Source organism: Petralouisia sp. (genome assembly GCF_056822245.1).
In genome coordinates, this window is record NZ_JBQIOP010000002.1 from 1 (window position 1) to 22,650 (window position 22,650).

At 35.7% G+C, this 22,650-nt stretch carries 21 protein-coding genes; 12 read left to right on the forward strand and 9 right to left on the reverse strand.

What is annotated here, in order from left to right:
* Positions 1 to 120 precede the first annotated feature (120 nt).
* The 9 genes from ACTO17_RS00960 (at position 121) to ACTO17_RS01000 (ending at position 8,944) form a co-directional block, all read left to right on the forward strand.
* Positions 121 to 789 (forward strand): recombinase family protein, encoded by a 669-nt coding sequence (locus ACTO17_RS00960; protein ID WP_172539507.1) that lies wholly within the window; start codon positions 121 to 123, stop codon positions 787 to 789.
* Between the two features lie 233 nt (positions 790 to 1,022).
* Positions 1,023 to 1,835 carry a GNAT family N-acetyltransferase gene (locus tag ACTO17_RS00965; protein WP_482556549.1) on the forward strand — a complete coding sequence of 271 codons (813 nt, stop codon included), beginning with the start codon at positions 1,023 to 1,025 and terminating at the stop codon, positions 1,833 to 1,835.
* Between the two features lie 964 nt (positions 1,836 to 2,799).
* Positions 2,800 to 3,483: a LytR/AlgR family response regulator transcription factor gene (locus ACTO17_RS00970; RefSeq protein WP_482556659.1), complete on the forward strand. Its 684-nt coding sequence runs from the start codon at positions 2,800 to 2,802 to the stop codon at positions 3,481 to 3,483.
* The gene (locus ACTO17_RS00975; RefSeq protein ID WP_482556550.1) at positions 3,480 to 4,871 is read left to right on the forward strand and encodes a sensor histidine kinase; all 1,392 of its coding nucleotides are present in this window, start codon (positions 3,480 to 3,482) and stop codon (positions 4,869 to 4,871) included. The genes ACTO17_RS00970 and ACTO17_RS00975 overlap by 4 nt, the downstream gene beginning before the upstream one ends.
* 74 nt (positions 4,872 to 4,945) lie before the next feature.
* On the forward strand, positions 4,946 to 5,422 hold the full coding sequence (locus ACTO17_RS00980; protein ID WP_482556551.1) for a hypothetical protein: 477 nt from the start codon (positions 4,946 to 4,948) through the stop codon (positions 5,420 to 5,422).
* Between the two features lie 293 nt (positions 5,423 to 5,715).
* Positions 5,716 to 6,246 carry a GNAT family N-acetyltransferase gene (locus tag ACTO17_RS00985; protein ID WP_482556552.1) on the forward strand — a complete coding sequence of 177 codons (531 nt, stop codon included), beginning with the start codon at positions 5,716 to 5,718 and terminating at the stop codon, positions 6,244 to 6,246.
* Positions 6,247 to 6,358: 112 nt separating this feature from the next.
* Positions 6,359 to 6,715, forward strand: coding sequence for a hypothetical protein (locus tag ACTO17_RS00990; RefSeq protein WP_482556553.1), 357 nt, complete (start codon positions 6,359 to 6,361; stop codon positions 6,713 to 6,715).
* Between the two features lie 113 nt (positions 6,716 to 6,828).
* The gene (locus tag ACTO17_RS00995; RefSeq protein ID WP_172531349.1) at positions 6,829 to 7,677 is read left to right on the forward strand and encodes a DNA adenine methylase; all 849 of its coding nucleotides are present in this window, start codon (positions 6,829 to 6,831) and stop codon (positions 7,675 to 7,677) included.
* Positions 7,613 to 8,944: a type II restriction enzyme gene (locus ACTO17_RS01000; RefSeq protein WP_482556554.1), complete on the forward strand. Its 1,332-nt coding sequence runs from the start codon at positions 7,613 to 7,615 to the stop codon at positions 8,942 to 8,944. Before ACTO17_RS00995 ends, ACTO17_RS01000 begins: the two co-directional genes overlap by 65 nt.
* Positions 8,945 to 9,216: 272 nt before the next feature.
* Here ACTO17_RS01000 and ACTO17_RS01005 read toward each other — a convergent pair whose 3' ends face one another.
* The 5 genes from ACTO17_RS01005 to ACTO17_RS01025 are packed head-to-tail and all read right to left on the reverse strand — an operon-like array spanning position 9,217 to position 16,018.
* On the reverse strand, positions 9,217 to 10,506 hold the full coding sequence (locus ACTO17_RS01005; RefSeq protein ID WP_172531350.1) for an ABC transporter permease: 1,290 nt from the start codon (positions 10,504 to 10,506) through the stop codon (positions 9,217 to 9,219).
* Complete coding sequence (locus ACTO17_RS01010) at positions 10,503 to 11,987, reverse strand: hypothetical protein (protein WP_482556555.1); 1,485 nt, start codon at positions 11,985 to 11,987, stop codon at positions 10,503 to 10,505. The genes ACTO17_RS01005 and ACTO17_RS01010 overlap by 4 nt, the downstream gene beginning before the upstream one ends.
* Before the next feature lie 16 nt (positions 11,988 to 12,003).
* A complete protein-coding gene (locus tag ACTO17_RS01015) occupies positions 12,004 to 12,852 on the reverse strand; it encodes a carbohydrate ABC transporter permease (RefSeq protein ID WP_482556556.1) in 849 nt (282 codons plus the stop codon).
* Entirely contained in the window at positions 12,830 to 13,687 is an 858-nt protein-coding gene (locus ACTO17_RS01020; protein WP_482556557.1) for a carbohydrate ABC transporter permease, read from the reverse strand. The genes ACTO17_RS01015 and ACTO17_RS01020 overlap by 23 nt, the downstream gene beginning before the upstream one ends.
* Positions 13,688 to 13,705: 18 nt before the next feature.
* Entirely contained in the window at positions 13,706 to 16,018 is a 2,313-nt protein-coding gene (locus ACTO17_RS01025; protein WP_482556558.1) for an ABC transporter substrate-binding protein, read from the reverse strand.
* A gap of 246 nt (positions 16,019 to 16,264) precedes the next feature.
* Here ACTO17_RS01025 and ACTO17_RS01030 point away from each other — a divergent pair, with 246 nt between their 5' ends.
* From ACTO17_RS01030 to ACTO17_RS01040, 3 genes are all read left to right on the forward strand, one after another.
* Positions 16,265 to 16,948, forward strand: coding sequence for a response regulator transcription factor (locus ACTO17_RS01030; RefSeq protein WP_172535222.1), 684 nt, complete (start codon positions 16,265 to 16,267; stop codon positions 16,946 to 16,948).
* A gap of 54 nt (positions 16,949 to 17,002) precedes the next feature.
* Positions 17,003 to 18,292 (forward strand): sensor histidine kinase, encoded by a 1,290-nt coding sequence (locus ACTO17_RS01035; protein WP_482556559.1) that lies wholly within the window; start codon positions 17,003 to 17,005, stop codon positions 18,290 to 18,292.
* Positions 18,293 to 18,497: 205 nt separating this feature from the next.
* Positions 18,498 to 18,845: an SH3 domain-containing protein gene (locus ACTO17_RS01040; protein ID WP_482556560.1), complete on the forward strand. Its 348-nt coding sequence runs from the start codon at positions 18,498 to 18,500 to the stop codon at positions 18,843 to 18,845.
* A 154-nt stretch (positions 18,846 to 18,999) separates the two neighbouring features.
* On the opposite strand, the gene ACTO17_RS01045 is transcribed toward ACTO17_RS01040, so the two are convergent.
* The 4 genes from ACTO17_RS01045 to ACTO17_RS01060 form a co-directional block, all read right to left on the reverse strand.
* Positions 19,000 to 19,155 carry a cyclic lactone autoinducer peptide gene (locus ACTO17_RS01045; protein WP_482556561.1) on the reverse strand — a complete coding sequence of 52 codons (156 nt, stop codon included), beginning with the start codon at positions 19,153 to 19,155 and terminating at the stop codon, positions 19,000 to 19,002.
* Positions 19,156 to 19,363: 208 nt separating this feature from the next.
* Positions 19,364 to 20,647: a GHKL domain-containing protein gene (locus ACTO17_RS01050; RefSeq protein WP_482556562.1), complete on the reverse strand. Its 1,284-nt coding sequence runs from the start codon at positions 20,645 to 20,647 to the stop codon at positions 19,364 to 19,366.
* 63 nt (positions 20,648 to 20,710) lie between these two features.
* A complete protein-coding gene (locus tag ACTO17_RS01055) occupies positions 20,711 to 21,430 on the reverse strand; it encodes a LytR/AlgR family response regulator transcription factor (protein WP_482556563.1) in 720 nt (239 codons plus the stop codon).
* Positions 21,427 to 22,023, reverse strand: a complete 597-nt coding sequence (locus ACTO17_RS01060; RefSeq protein WP_482556564.1) for an accessory gene regulator ArgB-like protein — start codon at positions 22,021 to 22,023, stop codon at positions 21,427 to 21,429. The genes ACTO17_RS01055 and ACTO17_RS01060 overlap by 4 nt, the downstream gene beginning before the upstream one ends.
* Between the last annotated feature and the right edge of the window lie 627 nt (positions 22,024 to 22,650).

The window sequence follows — 22,650 nt, forward strand, 5'->3', positions numbered from 1 at the left end:
ACAGGATCACTTTCTTTCGTATTTTTTGTTTGCAAACTTATTATACATCAGAAAGTCCTGTATGACATTTTTTTATGGAAAAGTTGTAAAGTGGTGTGATAGAAGAAAGGCGGTATTATTATGTGTAATGTATATAGCTATATGAGGATAAGCACATCAGAGGAAAGAGATTTACAGAAGTTTACCCGTCAGGAAAGTGCGTTACAAAGATATGCAAAAGAGAATGACATTGAATATCTGTTAGAGTTTAGGGAAGACAAAAGCGGAAAGAATTTTACAGAGCGTAAGCAATGGCAAAAGCTAGAGAGCATAGTACAGCCGGGAGGTACGATTGTCTTTAAAGATATATGCCGCTTTACAAGAGAAGCAGAAGTTGGGTATATGAAGTATATGGAACTGTTGAATAAAGGCGTTGAATTGATTTTTATTGATAATCAGACAGTAAGCACTCCGTATATCAAGCATTTATTGAATGTGGCAAAGGCGCAGAATCTAGTAGCAAGGACGAGCCTTGAAAGCACTGTAAAGCTATTGCTGATTGTGGAGTTGGACAGAGCAGAGCAGGAAAGAAAAATAACAGTTCAAAGAATTAAGGACGGAATAGAAGCCAGTAGCAAACGTAGCGGCAGAGCAACAGGGAAGCTTGATAAAATGTCAGACGAGTTGAAAGCGGATATACAGCTATTCATTAAAGATAGAAGTATAAAGCAAATAGATTTGATGCAGAAACATAATATAAGCAGAAATACGTTAAAGAAATATATTGAAATAGTTAAGAATGAGAAATAAATAATACTTCATTAAGGGTATGTGTTCGGTGCGTACCCTTTTATTTTGTTCCAGAATAAGCATAGGGTGGGGGTTATAGCAAAACGCCGCATAGTGGTAGTAAGCGTGTCAAATTGCCGGGCATTTTCAAAAAGCCTTAGTCCTGCTGCCATTCTGAAATATTTTTGAAATATGCAAAAAGACGGTTTTGTGATAAAATGAAAATTATCATTGTTATGGAAGAGGTCGTTAAAATGAAAAATCAATCATTAGCTGCTAACGTTATGAAAATTTCAATAGAAGATTCAATACATAAAGTTATGGACATTATAGAAAAAGAAGATGGAAGAACCTTTGAAGAAAAAAAGAAAGAAGCAATCAATTTTCTTAAGGATAAAGAGAATACGTTGCTGGCAGAACGTTTAATTGATATTGCTGCATATGATGAAATTGGGAAAAAGATTTATAAGAAGTTCTGGGCAATGGGAGAGTGTATTATTACAGAAAATGAAATTATACTACGAAAAGTACAGGATTCGGATAAAGACATATTTATTGAATTGCAAAAGGAAAATAATATCGTTAAATCAATGATGAAAGAAGAAGCCTATCGTAATATGTTATGGAATGAACATATAGAGTATAAAGCATTGATGTTTTCGGTAATCGTGGATAATGAATATGCCGGATATTGTGGTATAAAGAATACTACGCATGAACAATGGGAGATAGCGATAGAAATTTTGAATAAGTGGAAACACAAAGGAATTGGATATAGAGCAATTAGTGTTATGTTAGATGAAATAAAGAATCGTCTGAATGTATCGGAATTTCGTGCAAGAATTGATGTTGAAAATTATCCAAGTCAAAGATTATTTGAGAAACTTGGGGCAGAGCCTAATGGTATTTCAGAATTTTTGTTGCATGAGGAAGCGGATATTCGTAGATGTGAGGAAGAAAATATTCATTTGCTGGATGAGAGAATACAGAAATTAGCAAAGCAGTTTAATGTTGAACCAAGAAAGTTGTTAAGCCATGTGTTGGAATACAAATTAATGTGGGATTAAAGAAAGTGTCTGTAAGTGTTCATAAATAGACAAAAATGGTTTTTCATAACACACTTGTAGCACACAAATAGTCTGTAAAGCTTTATTTTATGCGGTTTGAAGTTCACCAAGAGATAATTCAATCGAATATTGCAAAAGAGAGACATTCCCCGGAAACAGCGTATTTCCGGGGTTTTCTTATATTCTGAATTTCCTATGAAACAGTACAGAATCACACAAAATTTTTACGGTAACTAACACGTAACTGACATATGAGAAAATCTTTTCCTTGTGTCGTGCGCACGAATATCTCTATGCACTGGTATGTGATGACCTTGCATCCGGGAAAAGTAAGTGCGGGAAGAAAAAGCAGGGATTCCATGAGGAGCAGCGTCGCATGTTGGAAAAGTGGCAAGTAAAGATTGTAGAACGTAAGAAAATATGATAAAATACGACATGACAACCGTGTTGCAGGGTGGGCTGACCTCTCATTTTTACAGAATGGGGGTGATGCTATGAAAAGTCATTTTGATTTTAAGGATATTATGACCTTTGGTCTGTTCCTTTTGGCGTTGCTTACATTCGTTTTTACGTTTTGTAAGTAAGTCTGCATAGAAAAACCACCCTTGAAACTTTGGCGAGTGAAAGGGTGGTTTTTCTGCTTTTACACTGGTCAACCCAACTTGTGGGCGGTTGTCTTTTTGTATTTATAATATACCATAAGCGGGCAGAGAGTTCAAGTGTAAAATCATTTTACCCATTAAAAGGAATTATGAACGAAAACAAAGCAAAACATAAGTTCCCTGAAACAAATTAGAAAAATGTCATTGACAATGGGTACAGTTTAAGGCTTACGGTTATTACATTCAAATATCCGTTCATATCACCAACAAAACCCCGACAATATTTATGCCGATATATTAATTATATTCGAGTAAGGCAGGTGGCTAAAATGCTGTGGGTAGCGGTGTGTGATGATGAAGTCATGGAGTGCTGTAAGATAGCAGGAAAAATTAAAGTGATATTGAAAGAAATGAATATCCCCTGCATGATACGGCAGTTTTGCAGTGGGCAGGAACTGATACAGTCGTCAGAGAATTTTGACATCATTTTTCTTGATATTATCATGCGCGATTTAGATGGAATGAGGACGGCACATATTTTTCGTGAAAAGGCATTTGAAAAAATTCTCATTTTTATATCTTCCAGCAGGGAATACGTATTTGAAGCCTATGATGTAGAGGCTTTTCAGTATTTGCTGAAACCGATTGATGAGAAGAAATTGAAAAAGGTATTACAAAAAGCTGTCCTCAAACTAGAAAGCCATTCACAGGAATTTATTATTGTCAGCAAAGAAAGACAAAAAAAGAAATTGTTTTTAGATGACATTTATTATTTTGAGATAAAAGGGAGAATCATGGATATTCATGGAACGGATGGAATTTTTACATACTATGGGCAAATTGGCGTTTTAGAAAATAGTTTGCAGGAAAAAGGATTTTTCAGATGCCACAAAAGCTATCTCATAAATTTGAAATATGTTGATGTATATAACAGGCAGGAAATAATTCTTGATAATGGGGAGCGGATTGTGATTGCAAAAAGAAGATACGAGGAATTTTGCAAAGAAATTTTGAGGTATATGAGAAAAAATGGAGGAATCATATGATACAGGACTTTGCTGGTGTTTTCCTGGAACTGTTATGTTATTTCGCATATATATGTATGGCTGGAAAGTTTTGCAAAGAATATTTGGAAATTTCACAAAGAAATGAGAAATTGTTTGCGGTTTTCGGTTTTTGCGGGGGCCTGTTAATACATGCTGTGGGTCAGTGTTATTCTATTCCGAATATCGCCCTGATATTACTGAACCATATATTTTTTATAGGATTGATATTATTGTTATTTCAGAGGAATACAGAGAAAAAGATTTTGGCTGCTTCTCTCCTGATTACTGCAACAACGCTTGTGGAAAATTTCTGTATATCAATTTTTTCGTGCTTCATGCTGTTTTGGAGGCATAGGGTCAAAAACATTGCAGTTCCGTTTTTGGGGGAAAGAGAAACAAATCTGATTATCTGTGTCAGTTTCACTATGACGATATTCGTTATATATTTGGGAACACAATATCTCGCATCTATTTTTTACTGTAAGACAGGAAAATGGTATATTTTATTGGCAATTCCTCTGCTTGCAATTACAGTAGTTACCGATGTGGCGAATTGGGGAGCAAGTAACGGCATTTTAGTCAGAAGCGGGGGAGATATGGGGTTATATTATGACCAGATTTTCAGCCATGCGGGATTTTGTGTCATGACAGCCTTATCTATATTTGGAGCAGGCTGTTTTGTTTTTGGAATGAATAAAATTTATATGGAACAGAAAAAAAGCAGTCAGTATCATTGTCAAATTGCAGCTTACAAAATGCTGGAGGAGCAATACAGTCAGTCAGAGCGGTTAAGGCATGACTTGAAAAACCATATCATTGCTTTATTGGGGTTGTTGGAAAGCAAAGAGTGGGAAAAAATGGAGAGCTATCTGAAAAACATGGAGGATAGCGCCGGTTTGGACGCCGGCGAACAAATTACAGGGAACAGAGTCGTAGATATACTGCTGTATCAAAAGCAGAAAATAGCTGAAAGAAAAAATATTATATGGGAATGTGATGTGCAGATACCCAAAATGTGTGACATGAATGAATTTGATTTATGTGTATTGTTCGGAAATATATTAGACAATGCAGTGGAAGCGTGTGAAAGGTTACAGCATAAGGAACAATATTGCAATCAGCGGCAGTTTATTAATATTCAATCAGGGGTTGTAAAAAAATGCTTTTTGTTAGAAGCAAAAAACAGTGCGGATATGGAAGATAAACATAAAATTGGATTTACGAATAAGGGAAACCCAGAGGAGCATGGTATTGGTCTGTTGAATATCAGTGATGTAGTACATAAATATAATGGGGTTATGAATATAGAAGTCCAAAATGGTATTTTTACGATTTCAGTTTTAGTGCCCTTATGTACTTCCGCACATAACATCAAACAGGTTATTTGAAACAGAAAGCTGATGGTGCATATTTATACTGCCGAAAAAAGAAATGAGAACGGAGAACGATTGGAGGGTTCGTTATGAATGCAAAAACGATGGAAGGGCTTGTAGGCGCAAAAACGAATATGGATTTGCTTAATTCGCCATTCAGGGTTTACAAGGAAGCAAGGCGCAGGGGTGATACGGCAACAATGGATCGGGCAATGGGGTATGTCGCTGAATTTTCAGACAAAGCAGACGAATATAAGGAAGCAGCCGACAGGGGAATGAAAGAGGACGCAGAGGAAGCAAGAGAAAAGGCAAAGTCAGAACGTGAAGAAGCAATTCAAAAGCGCAGGGAGGAACGTGAGAAACTGGAAGAAAGAATTGAGGAAAGCAGAAACAAAAATAAAGAAACGGATATCCTTGAAGTCAGTGAGGAAGGCAGGGGATTATTAAAAGAGAATGGTGTGGCAGACAGTAATGCTTCAGATAACATTAATCTGGATAACACGGTTTCCCATAATACAAAGACTAAGCAGGCAGAGAGTGAAAGGGCAAAATCATTTGTGGGATAGCATGAGGCGGTATGAGATAATATGAGAGCATAGAAAAATGCTTGTTTTTGTATAAAATGCCAGTAGAAATCCAGCAAAAAATGAGTATAATATATGAATAAGAAATTCCGTATAACCGCTTCCTTATTCTGCCGGAACCGCATAGCGGCAGTGACAGAACAGGTGCAGATATAAATTTTTTCGCCGCCTAACCAGCGGCTGATAAATGGCTGGGATACAAATTTTGTGCTTCGCTGTTTGGCGGAGCATTTTTGTGCATCGGAGATAATTTGAATACGGGCAATTTTTATTTTATGAAGGATGGGGATTATCAAAGGTTTCCCAAGGGTAACAATATGAATATTAGAAAAGCCGGAATAAATGATGTATCAAGAATAGCTGAAATATATGTATTCAATAACAGGATGTATTATTTCCCTATATTTAAAGAAGAGGAGTTTTCTTTTGGTGAGCTGCAAGTGGTTTCGCTGGCAGATAATTATTTCAAAAAGAATGAGATACTGGAACACATATATGTTTTTGATGATGGATTAATCAGGGGTTTTATTCAAATGAGTGAAACGGAAATTTGTAAATTGTATGTGGATACATTTTTTCAAAGTAAAGGGATTGGCAATGAACTGATTGAATATGCAATTAGAGAATTTCATGCGGATCATTTATGGGCATTAGAAAAAAATACCAGGGCTATTTCATTTTATCACAGGCATGGTTTTCATTTGACAGGCCAGAAAAAATTTGAAGAAGGCACGACAGAATATCTTGTGGAATTAGAAAGACAGAAGTATAGAAAGCTGTACGATTGTACGGCTGCTTATACGTGAGACAGTTTGATAAGGCCGTATCTCCTCGCACGAGTATGAAAAACAGTGTCAGGAGAAGCAGATAATATTGTATTTTGACAATGTGCCGGATGAAATTCAACCGGGAGTGCATATGCGTACAGTAAACGGAGTCTGTTTGTCTGATGGGCAGATGATAGAATATTATTCTGGTTTAGTGAAACAGTATGGCAATCTTACTGCAAGATACAAAAATGCAATTTGTTTTATTATGGATGAAAATCATATTTACGAGGCTATGGAACCGTCTATGGAAAGCAGCACATTTATTTTAACGGATACGCCCCGCAGTGCGGTCAGAAAGAAAGGATTTCCGTTAGACAGCCTTTCCATTGATATAAAAACCAATCAGTACTATTATGATTTGCCGGCAGACAAATTAAAAGGGGCGTCTGGTGGAAATGGATTTTTAGAATTTTTTCAGAAAATTTTAGGCTGTGAGAAACAATAAATGTATTCTGGTTTTTTCTGACCTATTAACATTTCAGGCTATTTAGGTTATAATGATAGACAGGACAAAACACAGTGTTCAAATTCTGATTTTTATAAATAGGAGACAAAAGGATGGCGAAGAAGAATCCATTAGTTTCTCCGATCTTAAAATGGGTAGGAGGAAAAAGGCAGCTTTTAGACAGCATTGAACCCCTTATCCCGAAATGTTCCACATATTATGAACCATTTCTGGGGGGCGGCGCAGTGCTGTTTTGCAGGCAGCCGGCGAAAGCCGTAATTAACGATTCCAATCAGGAATTGATGAATGTTTATCTGACAATCAAAGAAGAACCGGAAGCATTGATAAGTAAACTTGAGGAGCACAGGGAGAAAAATTGTGAGGATTATTTTTACCATGTGCGGGCATTGGATCGTGACAAGCAGGGATTTGGAAATTTAACCAATGTGGAGCGGGCGGCAAGAATCATCTACTTAAACAAGACATGCTATAACGGCCTGTTTCGGGTCAACAGTTCCGGAGAGTTTAATTCCCCCTGGGGCCGGTATAAGAATCCCAACATCACCAATGAAACAACCATTCAGGCATTATCGGATTATTTTAACCAGGCGGACATCACCATCAAGTGCGGAGACTACCGCGAAGCGCTGAAAGGAATCCGGAAAGGAGCTTTTGTATATTTTGATCCCCCTTATATGCCTATCAGCGCCTCCGCTTCTTTTACCGGATATACAGCGGGCGGGTTTGGAGAGCAGGAGCAGATTGCCCTGAAGGAGCAGTGCGACGCGCTCCATGCAAGAGGTATTAAATTTTTACTGTCTAATTCGGCCTGTTCCTTTATCGAAGAATTGTACAAAGACTATATTGTCGAGTATGTGAACGCCAAACGGGCCATCAATGTCAATCCGGAAAAACGGGGAGAAATCAAGGAGATACTGGTACATAATTATGAGCCTGATTGATGAAAAATGGGAAATTTTATTTGAAAAATACAGCATTGAAAATGAGATCAAAAAAAATGGACTGTATTACATTACTGCAGATCAGATACGGGAGGTAAAAGAACCCCGCCTGATGACGAAATTTGACACCCGGGAATCCCTGCCGGGTGTTTTTGGCAGAAAAATAGCGATTTTACCGGTGACAAGAGGAAAATATGTTCTGGGAGAATTTGATTTGTATCAGGATTTTCCGGAACCGGTTTCTGATATCAAACAAATGACAGGCGCCAAAATCCCGGATTATTATGAAACCATAGATATCAACGATATCCGTTCAGAGGCCAATGCTATTAATATTATGAGCATTGCAGGAATTCTGGATGATTTTCTGGGGGAAGCCTCCATGGTGCAGACAGTGTCCGGCCGAATGGGCTCCGGCACCTTCGGATTTTATGTCAGCGGCTGGAATTCAGAAGGCCGCCAGAGCAAATCTTATCTTACGGTGGAAAATTCTCAGGTGGAGATAGACGGAGGATTTGAAAATCCCAATGTTTTTTCCATCATCGAAGGAAAAAATGTAGTTCACAGCAATTTCCTGATTCGGCAGTTATATTATCCGGCAAGGCTATGGAATTCCAAGATCAGAAAACGGATTCGGCCGGTATTTCTGGTGTATTCCAATAATATTTTCCGTCTGTTGGAATATGAATTCAGGGATATCAATGATTACAATTCCCTGAAACTGGTGCAGGAAAAAAATTACAGCCTGGAGGATATTGAAATAACCTGGGAGGATCTGCGGGACGCCTGGCAAAAAACGCTGATAAAACCAGAACCGGAGGTCACTTTTATTCAGGCAGACAGTTTCCCCAAAGTAATTTCCCTGACCGAACATCTGAATGAAGAGCCGATGTCAGGAGTGAAGATAGCGGAATTGTTCGGATTTCGGGAGAGACAGTCGGATTATTATTTTAATGCCGGAAGGTATTTAGGGCTGATGGAAAAGCGTTCCGGAGAGGAAGGAGTGAAGGTGCATCTTACGCCGTCCGGCAGGCGGCTTCTGAAAATGCGCTATAAGGAACGTCAGTTGGAATATGTGAGGCTGATTTTGGAGCATCAGATTTTTCATGAATTGTTTGAAATTCTGCTGAAAAGCCACAGGATGCCGGAGAAACGTGAGATTGCTGCCAGAATGCGGGAGCAGAGGGTCTGCGGGGAAAGCCTGATCGCAAGGCGTGCAAGTTCGGTGCGGGGATGGCTGCAGTGGATTTGGTCGTTGGTGAATTAGAAGAGTCTGGCTGCGGTTCATAGCCAAATTTCCCACAGAGTGCGTGTTTCGTCCGTGGATCATAACCAGAAATCTGAGATTTCGTAACAGTTCAGCCTTTGGCTTCACCGTTACGGAATCGGCTCATTCTAAATGTTTATCCTCCACTCTGACCGGCGCTGGACAAACATTCCCAGGCGCTTAGCGCCCTGAAGCGTGGCGCTGCAAATATAGGTGATCTCTTCTACGGCTTAGAAACGGGCCGGAATAAAATGGGACACCCGGCACCGATTTCAATTCGAATACTTCCAGGAAGATAGATAGTTACAGGTATCTTTACATATAAAAGAGCCTATAAAACAGGGCACGAAATATATAAGCATCTTCATATCTTTATCAGAACAATAAACATAGACTATGAAGGCAATTATGGTTATTACTATGTGCACTGCCCAAAAATATTTAAGGCGTAATGAACTTTTGAAAAACAAATACACCAGTATAAGAGACAAAAACAAGTAAAAAATACTTTTTATTACACCTTGATAATATGTGTAAATAATTGGATAATCTTTAAAATGAATAATATATGATATCTGTTTCAAGACTTCTTCTCCTAATTTCCCCCACCCTTCTAAATCAGACCATTTTCCAGGTAAAGACCATACCGGGAAATCCTCTATGCTGGCAAATATAAATATTCTTACATACAGAAACCAAATTAACATAACGACAACATAAAACCATTTACTATGAAAGCCCCTGGCTTCCATAGCATGGATGGCCATGCGGCCCGCCGGACGGCAGTCTGAGCATGATGAGGGTTTACTATCCCATTTCTTATTTTGGCAAAAACAAAATCCCATGATACAAAAAAAGCAGAAAAAAATTATAATATAAACAATCCACTTTAATAAATTTACATCAATTATAAAATCACTATCCATAAATAGATTTTCTATCTCGTGATAACTCAACGCCTCAATTCCCTTAACCATTGCTAGCGATATTTTACTCTCTAAAATGTTCTCTTTGTTGTTCTTTGAATAATCTTCATTTTCTATAATTTTCACACCGTTCTCATCCGGATAATCTTTATTTTCGCCTTTCAGCTGTGTACTTTCTTCATTCAAAAATACAATTGGCATTTTATTTTTTATTAGTTTTTTTACTTCATATAATTTTCCCCTATATTCTATTTTTTCCCCTATAATATTTTCTGTACCAAACAGTAAATACGCCAGTTCGGATGAAATCACACAGGATAATTCTCCCCTGTTTAAATACAATTCTTTTAATATACCATTTTCTGCGCAGATTACATATCCAACAGCAGTATGTGTTAATCCCTTTCCACATAATTCTTCCTCTTTACCTATATTCCAGATTTCACAGTCTATTTGATATTTATTACATTCTTCCACAATTCCTTTCGACAGCACTGAATCTGTATAAATATAGGTAAAATTCTCGTCTATGTTGCTTAATTCTTTATAATAAGAAATAAATCTCATATAATTTAATATTAAGGCAATTCCAAAAGAAAACGCCACCATATAACGCAAGCGTTGGTTGTTTTTCATTCTTCTATTATCCGTACCCTGTCACCTTCCTTTATCGTCTTGCTGGCGCTGACTACAATTTTGCTGTATTCGGATATCTCTCCTTCAACAGCTGCATATTCCCCATTATTTTCAATTAATGTTACTGGAACATATTCTGCGATTAACTGAGCCCCCAAAACAGTCTCATCTTCCTTTATCTCTATGACATAATATCCGGAGTTTCCACTATAAAGCGCCGATAATGGGATACATTTGGGATATTTCTTGCTGCTTTCCGTAAAACTTAACACCGCACTGCCCGTTTGATAAACGGAATCTGAATCCACTTTGGCAGTTACTCTATACATCCCATCTTCTCCTTCCGCAACTTCACTAATCTTTACTCCGTCCAGAAGAACATTTCCCTGCATCATTTCCAGCATACATTCTGTCCCTTTCTCAACAAAAGGAGTGGCTTTTTCGCCAATAAATCCTTCAAACTGAAACGGCTGGCTGAAATCTTCAAGAATTATCACTGGCTCTAATGTAGTGATACTGCCTGTGGAGATACTGCACTCCAAAATACGCCCCTTAAATTCAGAATATACATTTCCATTTTCTTCACGCAAATCATTGAGCTGCTGTAATAAATTTTTCAAACTTTCCTTTTCCATCTGCTGCAATGCGGAAGAATTATTTTTATTTACTCCCATGCCTGCATCTTCGATCTGTCTTGCGGCCGCCTTTAAAGATTCATCTCTGGATGCTACTGCACTCTCATATAACTTCTTTTTTTCATAATATTTCTGCTCTAACTCCTCTCTTTTTTGTGTCCATTCCTCTAATGCACTCTTTTCTACAAAAACATCTGTTTCTTCAATCTCCTCTTTTTCTACCTCAGCCTGTTCCACTGTTTCCAAAGTATCATTTCGTCTTACAACATTCTTTCCATCTGATTTTTCATTTTCTAAACTTCCTTCTTCAGGTTTTAAGGAATCATGCCGCTCTAATTCACTCTTGGCTTTCTCCATTTCTATATAAGCGGTATCAACCTCTTTTTCTGTGGTATTTAAAGCAGCGCTATAATCTTCTTCTGCCCGGATTAAACTCTGGTTTTGTAAATTCACTTGTTCTTGATAGGCATTTTCCAAATCTGCAATTTGTAAGTCACATTTTTTGATTTCCTGTTCCAACTGTTTAATCTTTGATGTAAGATCCTCCATATCAACGGAGAAAAACAAGTCCCCCTTTTCTATAACATCATTCTTTTCCACAAAGACATTTCCAATGCGAAGATTTTCCTGGCAATATATCGCCTGTTTTCCCTCTGTCCCAACACGGCCTTCTATTTCTACCGGATATTTCAATTCCATTTCTTCCGATGGACTGATCGCAACCTGTGGAATCATAAAGGAATCGGCAATTCTGGATAGAATGGTTAAACCTGCCATTACTGCAAAAAACAAAAGAATTGCATTCGTCTGTTTCTTACGAACAATATTTTTCATTCCTGCGAGCATAAATATATCCTTCTTTCTATTTTTTTAGCGCTATCGATCCAATTCCATTACTGATTTCATCCTTTCCCCAAAATACAATCAGAATCATAGGAGTCAGGACAATCAGGGAAAACACAAATATATACTGGACATTATCATAATTAATGCCTGGTATGTATATGGAAAACGGCCATAGGGACGGTGTTTTCAAGAAAAGCAACGGCTGCTCTATCATATTCCAATATTCAATCACACTTAACAACACTGCCGATTTAATTCCCGGCATAGCCAGAGGAATGCCTATATTCCAAAACATCTTTAATCTGCTGCTGCTATCCAAAGAACATGCTTCAAATACTTCTTCCGGTATGCCAATAAAACTACGATATATGATAAATACTGGAAAAGTTGAAAACACCGCCGGCAATATAACTGCTGCATGTGTATCAAGAACCCCCATGTCATTAATGACAATATAATTTGAAAGCATTGTTACCTGAAATGGAAGGAGCATTAAAATAGTGTAAAGATAAAACAGCAGGCTGCTTAACTTACCATGCCATCTGGAAAAGCCCCATGCTGCCGGAACAGAGAAAAAAATCTGCCCAAGAATAATCAGGCATGTCAGTTTTACTGAATTCCAAAATACAACATAAAAATCTGGTTTATCCAGGAGCACCTCAATAAATCCCCGGAGGGTAGGATAAGACGGAAATAAGAAGAAATAAGTATCTCCCTGTTCCTGAAAAATTCCTCCCAAGCACTCCATTAATTCATATTCTCCGGTAATCGCGCCAACCAATAAAATAAAAACCGGAATGCATGAAAGAGCACACGCCGCCACAGCTGTAAAAAAAGATAGTTTACTCATGACTGAATGACTCAAGATTACCTCCTCCTTTTTTACGGAACGGATAAACAATCACTATGAAAACACATACAATTACGACTGCACTTGCTGACATCTTTTCCACTGACATATCCCGGAACCAATTGTGGAACAAGTGCTGTATCATATAAATGCTTTTATCCGGGTACTCGCCTGCCAGCAGGTAACATTCACGGTAGGATTTCAGTGAACCAGTGATTGCCAATATAAGCGTTGCAGAAAACATAGGTTTTAATCCGGGAAGAGTAATATGCCAAAATATCGAACAAGCGCCTGCACCATCAACATTTGCTGCATCATACAGGTTTCCCGGTATCCCCTCAAGTCCCGCCAGCCATAAGACAACATAATACCCCATATTTTTCCACAAAAAGGTGGTAACCAAAATCCAAAAAGCATAAGAAGAATTCAGCCAGTCTGGCCCCACGCCAAGACAGCTATTGATAAGCCCATTTCTGTGAAATACCATTTTCCATACAAAAACCAGTGAAACCACAGGCACTGCCATCGGCAAAAGACAAAAATTTCTATATAATTTTACCGTTCCAAAATAGACAATATTTGCCAATAACAGGGAACACACCAACAATAACGGCACACATATCAGAATAAATTTCAAAGTATTTCCCATTGCCAAGTGAAATGCCTGGTTTTGAAATACTGTTTTATAATTATAAAATCCTACAAACACCTCCCCCGTGACATTTGTGAATGATCTTTTCACCACATCTGCAAAGGGAAAAAATACAAAGACAGATACCCCTGCCAAACTAGGAAGAATAAACGCAAAGTCTTTCAAACTACAATAAATTTTCTTCTTTCCTTTTCCCACAAAACGTACCTCCTGAATTTAACGCTCAAGAAGATACAGCTCTAGCGACTGGACAATCTCATTTACGGTTATGTCAATTTCTTTCTCACCTGACAAATAAGGGATTCCATTTTCCAATATTGTATTAATCACAATATTGTCTTCCATTGCAGGTGTGTTAAGGCCCGCAATTTTCTTTTCCAACTTATCAAAATCCTCTTGTTTTGGCCATTCAAAGGTCTCTCCTAAATTTTCAAATCCCTTTCCATACTCCTCCAATTTACTTTGCGAAGGTTGTGAAACCATGTCTTTATAAGCAGCTTTATTTACTGGAAATCCCATAATCACCATATACATTCCGTCAACAAATATTTTCTGTTCGTCATCGCTAAGTGCAAATTTGAGAAATTCCTCAGCATTTTCTATGTGATCTGATTCTTTATTAACTCCTGCAATAAGGGCGCTGAAAACTCCCTCCGAAAGCGTCTGATAGGATAAGTCCCAATTTAGAACATTCGCATAATCCTGCAGGTGGCTCAAATATCCTAATTCCATTGCAACATTTCCATAGTTGATAGCTGACGCGTCTAACCAAGTATCATTTGCAAATACATCATAATCCTTCTCTCTTTCTTCATTCCCAGCAAAAAACTTGGATATCTCATTCTCCTTTTCCAGTAAATCATCATTTATCAGCTTCACATTTTCTAATACTTTCTTCAATTCTTCTTTGGAAATCCGTCCTTCCTCTTGTTCTACCCTTTGCCAATAGATACTGAAGATGTAGCGCAAGAGATCCTGCTTTTTTCTAAAAAAAGGAGGCAAATCTTCTGTATTTTCTGCTGTTTTTAGCAATTCCTCTACAGAATCAACTTTAGAGATCATATTTTCCGCGCCAATTAATACTGGAATCTTAAATGAAATAGGAATCACATACTGAGAACCATCTGCCTGATACGCCGAAAAAAGATTCCCAAAAACCTTATCTTCCTTCATGTATGTTCCCAAACCACTGCTTAAATTTTCAAGTATGCCTTTTTCCTGGTATGACTTCCACGGAAGTCCGTTCAAGATCAAGACATCCGGACCATTCCCCGCCATAATTTCTGTATTCAGGTTGCTTATCGCATCCGTTTCATCTTTCAAAGAAGAATCACCCATACCAACTTCGTGTTTCACTAATACATCTGGATGTGCCGACTGGAAATCAGAGATTATTTTTTCTACGACAGAATTATCCTTCAAAGAATAAACAACCAGTTCATGCTCCGGCTGTGTAGGCAAATCTGCATCGTATTCATATCTCAATAGTTCCATTTCTTTGCCAGAGAACTCTTGTACAAACACAAGGAATACTTTCTCACTGACACGAAAAAAACCTTTTACATCATAAGTCTCATCTGAGAAACTGCTCAATTTTCCGTCCACTAAAAGCTCGGAAAGCGCCATATTATAATCTGTTCCGTAGATTCCCGTTTCGTTGCAGTAAAATATTTTGTCCTTTTGAGTGTCTATATCCATACAGCATAAAAAGTTATTTCCCAGCGGAATGGACAATTCCCCCGATTGTTCTCCCGTATTCCTATCTAATACCTTGACCTTTCCGCTATATTCATTCACATATACTTTATCTCCAAATAGGCCAACTTCCGCTGCATTTGTATCCAACTCCCATAAGACCGTTCCTTGCTCCAATTCAAAACAAAAAGCCTGAAAACTTATCTGTTCATTTTCTTCTGCTGTCAGCATTCCATAAAGTTTTCCATCATCAGAAAGCAGAATCTGTTGCAGTCCATAACCTGACTCCAAATGTATCTCTTCAGGCTCAGGCAGCTGTAACGATAATTGCCGGACATTTGTATCATCATCCACATTATCTATCCTAAAGTAAGAGTATTCTCCAATGGGATGTTTTTCGTCTAAAGGATCTTCTGACATTTTCCCTGCGGATGCAACAATGTCTCCATCTGCCCCAAAACAAGCGGAAACCACCCGGTAATTTTCCGGAAGCCATTCTTTCCCTATTTCTTTTGGCTCCCAGGAAACGCCATAGTCCTTGCTTTCGCAAAAAAAGAAACTGCCCGGTTCATCTTCAAACAACGCTTTCACATTGCCATTTTCGTTACACTCCACATCAAATATATTCTTAATGGATACCGGAAAATCAATCTTTTCCTCCCGATATCTGCCCTTTGAAGCCTTTTGGCCTGCATATTCATCTGTCTCATTTTCCTGCACAGAAACTTCCTCTCCTATTTCCTGTTTATTGTTCTTAAAAGAATTGCATCCAACAGCAAATACAGAAATTAGGCTTAGCAAAATGATAATCCATAAAAATTCTTTCCTTTTCATAAAATACGTTCCTCCTTTTTTCATAGGTTTCAAGGCATGCCTTTCTTGATATAGCTTTTTTATATTATCACATCCAAATTTAAAAAGTCCTCTAAAAGTTCTCTAAACAACCATTTTAATTTAGAGGACTTTTAGAGAACTTTTGTGGTATAATTTGTCCTAAGGAGGAATCCACGAAGTGGGAGGATGCCTTAGGGTTCTTAGAACACCCCCCCCCTGGAGTAAATCACTGAGAGGATAATTTAAATGAGGATTTTGATTATTGAAGATGATACAAGCCTTACAGAGTTGTTGAGTTATGGTTTAGAAGAAAACGGATTTTCTGTTGATATTTGCCATAATGGACTGGAGGGACTAACTTTAGCTTTGCAAAATTTACATGATATTATTTTATTGGACAGAATGCTGCCCAGCCTGCCTGGAGAAGAAATCTTAAGGAAAATACGGCATAACGCAGTGGATACACCCGTAATATTTATAACCGCCATTGGGGATTCCTCAGAAAAAATCAATGGCCTGGATCTTGGAGCTGATGATTATCTGGTAAAACCATTCGACATTGGTGAACTTCAGGCACGCATACGCTGTGTCATGCGCAGAACCTTTAGAGATTCCTCCCCTTCTCTGCTTGAGTTTGGAGACATACGTTTCTGTATAAAAGAATCAAAATTAATTCATATGGACAACATCTTCATCCTTTCCAAAAGAGAAGGAGAGCTTATGGCTTATTTTTTCAAAAATCCAAACCGGGTTCTGACTCGTCCGCAAATCATAGAAAATGTATGGGGATTGAATGCGGAAATAGAAGATGGCAATTTAGATAACTATATTTATTTAATCCGCAAAAAATTAAGCAGCTTAAATACAAATGTACATATTGTAACGATACACCGTCAAGGATATTGTCTGATGCTGAAAAAAAATATTTGAAAATTTCCTAAAAGATTTAATGTCAGTGATTCTTACGGAAGAATGGAGAATAGCATGTTTCATAAAATCCAAATCAAACTTTCATTTATATGTTGCCTTTCCACTACACTGATTGTACTTATTATTATTTTGTGCTGCCTGAATGCATCTGAAAAAAATATGTATGGTCAGGAAAAAGCGCTTTTCTTTCTGAAAACCAACACCATTTCCTCTGATATACATTTATCTGAAAGCATTAATATTAATTGGTATATGAGAAATTTTACTGCAAACAAAAACATCCTTTATATTGAAGTGAATGGTTCACCTACTACGCTTTCTTCCCTTATATTATCAGATAGAGATATCTCTGTTATATTAGATATAAAAAAATATATGAAAAATAAAAATATTATCTCCAATCCCCCCTCCAGTTCGTCCGATATAGATCAAAAGTATTTTGAATATACATCAGATAATCATAAATTTCTTGTTATGAATACAAAATTATATGCAAGTGAACAGGAAATAACCTATATTTATTTATATAGTTTAGATGATTTTTACTGTAATGTGAATAAACAACGTATTCTTTTTTTTGGCATCTGGTTTTTTTCCATACTAATATTATACTTATTTTCACATATATTTACTTCAAATGCATTAAAGCCTGTGATTCAGAATGATGAGAAACAGCGGCGCTTTATCGCCTTTGCCTCGCATGAATTACGCTCACCACTAGCTATATTCAAAACCGGATTGTCCATTTTAAAGAACAAACCTGATACCAAAAAAACCGAGCGAATTTTTTCTCTAATGGAAAATGAGATGTCCCGAATGGAACGATTGATACAAGACCTTTTATGTCTCATAAAAGTTGAAAATGCTGAGCTGAATTTTAATTTTGAATGTGTTAATCTCGCAAATCTGTTAAAGTCCATATATGAAAAATATGTTACAATTGCCAAACAGAGAAACATTACCCTTTCTTTGTCAATATCCGGCGATTGTAATTATGACTGCCTTTGTGATCGACAGAGAGTGGAACAAGCAATTATCATCTTATTAGATAATGCCCTGTTTTATACTCCTTCCGGGCAAAATGTATCGTTGAACATATACTATTCACATAAAAAATACCATATACAGGTTATTGACACCGGAATAGGCATCTCTGACAAAGACAAAGAAAAAATATTTGATAAGTTCTATCAAGTTGATTCTTCCAGAAAACATAAGGAACATTTCGGACTAGGACTTTCCATTGCAAGAGAAATTTGCTATACACATGGCGGAACTATCTCTGTAAGTGATACAAAAGGCGGCGGAAGTACCTTTACAATCAAACTTCCTTTCAGACAGTAGACGTTTTATAAATATTTATCCTGATAAAAATCATATAATAAATCAATAGTAGTCTCGTTCAGCTGTAATTATTGCAAAGTTGTAAAATTTAATTTGTCATTTATTCTCCGAAAATGTCAATTGTTCCATCGCTATTGAAAATTATCACCTGTAAAATATAATAATCTTACAAGCGCTTGAATATTACATTTAGGAGAGATAAAATATGAAAAGAAAAATTACAAAAAAAATTATTTCCCTAGCCTTAGTTATGGCTGCAGTTTTTATGTTTCATGCCACAGCATTTGCTGCAAATTCTGAAACATCAAACACATTGGCTGTTACCAAAAATTCTGATGTTGGTATATCAACATTATCAGATACTACTGGCGAAGCGTTTGTTATCGGCGATGGCGTTCACTTCAGAACCTCTCCCGTAAACGGAACCATTATAGGTAATTTATATTATGGTGACAAACTATATGTATACAGTACGAGTAATGGCTGGGCTTATGCATATTCATACAAACACAATTGCACAGGATATGTATCGACAGATTATCTTACTAAATAATAAAACTGCTTATTAAAATGGTACCATTTATAAGGAAAAAGAGGAACTGCTACAATGTCTGGACAGATCCTCTTTTCTTTTATTTTAAAATTCAAAATAAAGAAAACCTTAACAGCAATCAACTGTCAAGGTTTTTAAATCAGTTCCTTTTTCACTAATGTTTCTTTAAACGCTTAACTTCTTCTGGTATTCGTGGCTGATGATGCCAATACAGACAAAGCGAATTTACATTATTTTCAGCTTCCTTATGCGCAATATATGTGATTGCCTTTCCAATAACTTTTCTCACATTTTTTTCTTTTCCTCTCACTTAACACACCTCCTGTAAAACCATCAAAATTTCTTTATGATTACAAAACCCAACATAACGGCTATACTTTAAATATCATACATTAAATTGGGATAATTTAAAAGAGAATATGCATAACTTACAATTATTTTGTATAATTGACATTATTTAAACTCTGTATATCATAAATAGCTCATAAATATGTCATATTCAAACTTAATAAGAAGAATCACATTGGAAAGACAATTTTCACCCAAAAAATTTTATTATTATGTTCTATCTTAAAATTACCATCATACCTTTTAACAGTATCTTCAACATTTACTAATCCTATACCCAGATGCCCCTTTTTGGTTGTAATAAATTTATCCCTTTTGTTGTTAAAACTTCCAACAGGGTTTTTTACGCTTATTATCAAAAATTCGTTATATTCATGAATATGTAATTCTATCTTTCTATTTTCTTGAACGTCTATTTCTTCACATGCTTCTATCGCATTATCTAACAAATTAGACAATATAGTTGTCATATCATAATCACTTATAGTTAATTTTTCAATATCCTGCACTTTAACATCAAATTCTATTTCTTTTGATTTACAGGTAATATATTTTTCGTTAATAATTAGGTTAAGTATTCTGTTTCTAAATCGAAAAGCCCTGCCTATACTTCTAATATTTTCGTCTATTGTGTCCAAATATTTATTCGCGTTTTTAGAATCACCATCGGCAAAATAATTTCTTACCATATCTATATGACGCTTAATATCGTGCATTATCCTTTGCGTATTAATATACTTTTCATCTATATTTTCATAATAGACATTCATCAAATACTTTTGCTGCTCAATTGCCAACTCTCTTTGCTCATATTCCATAGCATCAGAAACATATTTAAATAAATATACTTGCAGCAAATTTAACAGAAAAAATCCGCCAATAACTATTAACAGCAACTTACTTTTTCTATAATTATTTTGCACTAACGAAACTATAAGTGAAACCACATATAATTCAAAAAAAATATAAAGGATGGCAATGATGGATTGAAATAAATTTATCTTTTGTATTTTCTGTTTTAATAATAGAGTTGCAATAAAATTGTATAATAATAAGCCAGTTAAGGGTTCCGATACTCCCATCAAAAAATTGATTATATCATTCGTTAATATATCATTTATATTTACAAATTTGATCGTACTAATAATCACTATAGGAAAAATCTCAATAAAAATCATAAATATCAGAAAAAAAGTGTTATAAATCACAAAGCAGTAATTCTTTTTATAAAAAAGAGCAGTTATAAATATTAGCAGCAGCCAAATCACCAAAGAGTTTAACCAAGGAATTCTAAACCTTTTAAAATATATGGATATAACGCAAAATAATAACCATACAAAAAAATAACAAACATTATGATACTTTCTTTTATAAATTTGATCCATAAACTTTATAAAAATATACCCCCATGCAGGCGTCGTTATAAACACCAACATTTTTTCATATGCTGACATAAAAAATTATCCCCTTATCTTATTCACAATTTTACATATACGAATATTATTATACAGATAAAATCATAAATAATAAAATGTTTCATGTAAAAAATCATAAAAAGAATTTTTAAATTTCACGGCTCTTTTTTGTGCCAATGGAACTATGTCCCCATTCTTCATTGTAATTTCATAACCTTTTATATTACGAATATTATAATAATTTACGATGTAAGCGTTATGCGGCATACCAAAACCATAAGTTTTCAAATCGTTATATATTATTTTTAAAGTTCCACTTTTGTGATAACAACCTTGATTCGTATGAATATAAATTCTTCTATTGTTAAACTCCCAATAATAAATATCAAATAAATCGAAATCCACAATTCCCTCATTAGTCTCGATAGTTAATAATTTCTTATTATTTCTCTGTTGAATATATCTAACACATTCATTTAAAACATCTTTTATTTCCTTTACTTTTACGGGCTTTAATATATATTGAAATGCATGGACTTGAAAAGCAGACCGTATATATTGAACATAATTTGTAACAAATACAATTTTGGTATTAATGCTTTTTTGTTGTAATTCTTTGGCAATATCTATACCATTATGATTTTTCAACTCTATATCCAAAAAAATAATATCAAAAATTATATTACAGTTTAACACGGTTTTCGCATCAAAAAAATTATACAATGCAATTACATTTCCATCTTTAAAATATTCTCTTATTATTTTTTCTAATTTATCGACAATTTTTCTTTCATCATCGCATATAGCAATCTGTAGCATCATTCTCCCTCCCCCTTATACTTTCGATATCTTGGACTTCTACTTAATCCCAATAATATATCTATCACTTCTATAATCAATACTGATGTGATAACATTACAATAAGAAGTATCAATTTTCACAAAAATTAAAAACATGGCAAAATAAACTGATATTATCTCAAAAACAATTTTTCTGTAATGATTAATATTTATCGTATCTACGGGTTTATTAACATCATCAACTGGAGCTAAAAGACAAATTACCACAGATAAACTAAGATTTAAAACTATAACACAGACAAACGGAACAAATGCAAAAATATTTTTTAACAATATTCCTAATATCATGACAAAAACAGAAAATATCATGCACATTTTATCAGTCGATGCATGAACCCCTCCTGCATTTTTCCGAACAATTGAATATAATAATATGAATATAACTGTATCTAAAAATCCGCCCAAAATAGTACCTATAATTAGCATAATCAGAGTATGCATTATATGTGATACAAAAATATTAAATCCAAACTCAAGTACGACTTTATCTTCATGACTCATTTCTTCTACTGACACAAATTTATTTATAATTTTTTCAGATATTCTTTTGAGCATAAATAGTACCTTTTCCCCAATCATTATTTATATAAGATTTCTTTTCCCCAGTCATGACCTATATTTTAAGAATAACTCCCATAATCTGACATTTTTTACAATTCTATAATTTACCATATCATACATATCATTGAATTTCAATAATGAAAAGCAAATTTTGAACTGCCTGAGTAATACCTGAATACAAGCGGTTTGTGATGCAATTTCTATTTTCATTGGGGGTTCTCTATGTTATGTATTGCAAAAGAAAGGTAGGAAAATCCCTGCCGCCGGCACATAGCGTAGGAGAAAATAATCCCTACCTGTTCATGAATATCTGAACATGATTTTGTTAGGCAAAGTAATCTGCTTTCTTTAGCATTAGGAAAGTATAAAGGGGAAAAACAAACCGTATCAGTAACTGGAAAAGAGAACATGGACGCTTATTCTCGGGCAGTGGGTATTGCCGAGTGAAGATGACCAGCTGTATTGCCCAAAACAAGAGTCAGACATTCGGAATGCTAAATTTCCGAGTGTCTTTTTTGTGGCGCGTCTGGTGGTATGCGATTCTCAAGGGGGATTCTCCAATTTGCGATAGAGTGTGTTTGAAAAATAAAAATTGCGCGAAAAAATAAACTTGGCAAACGA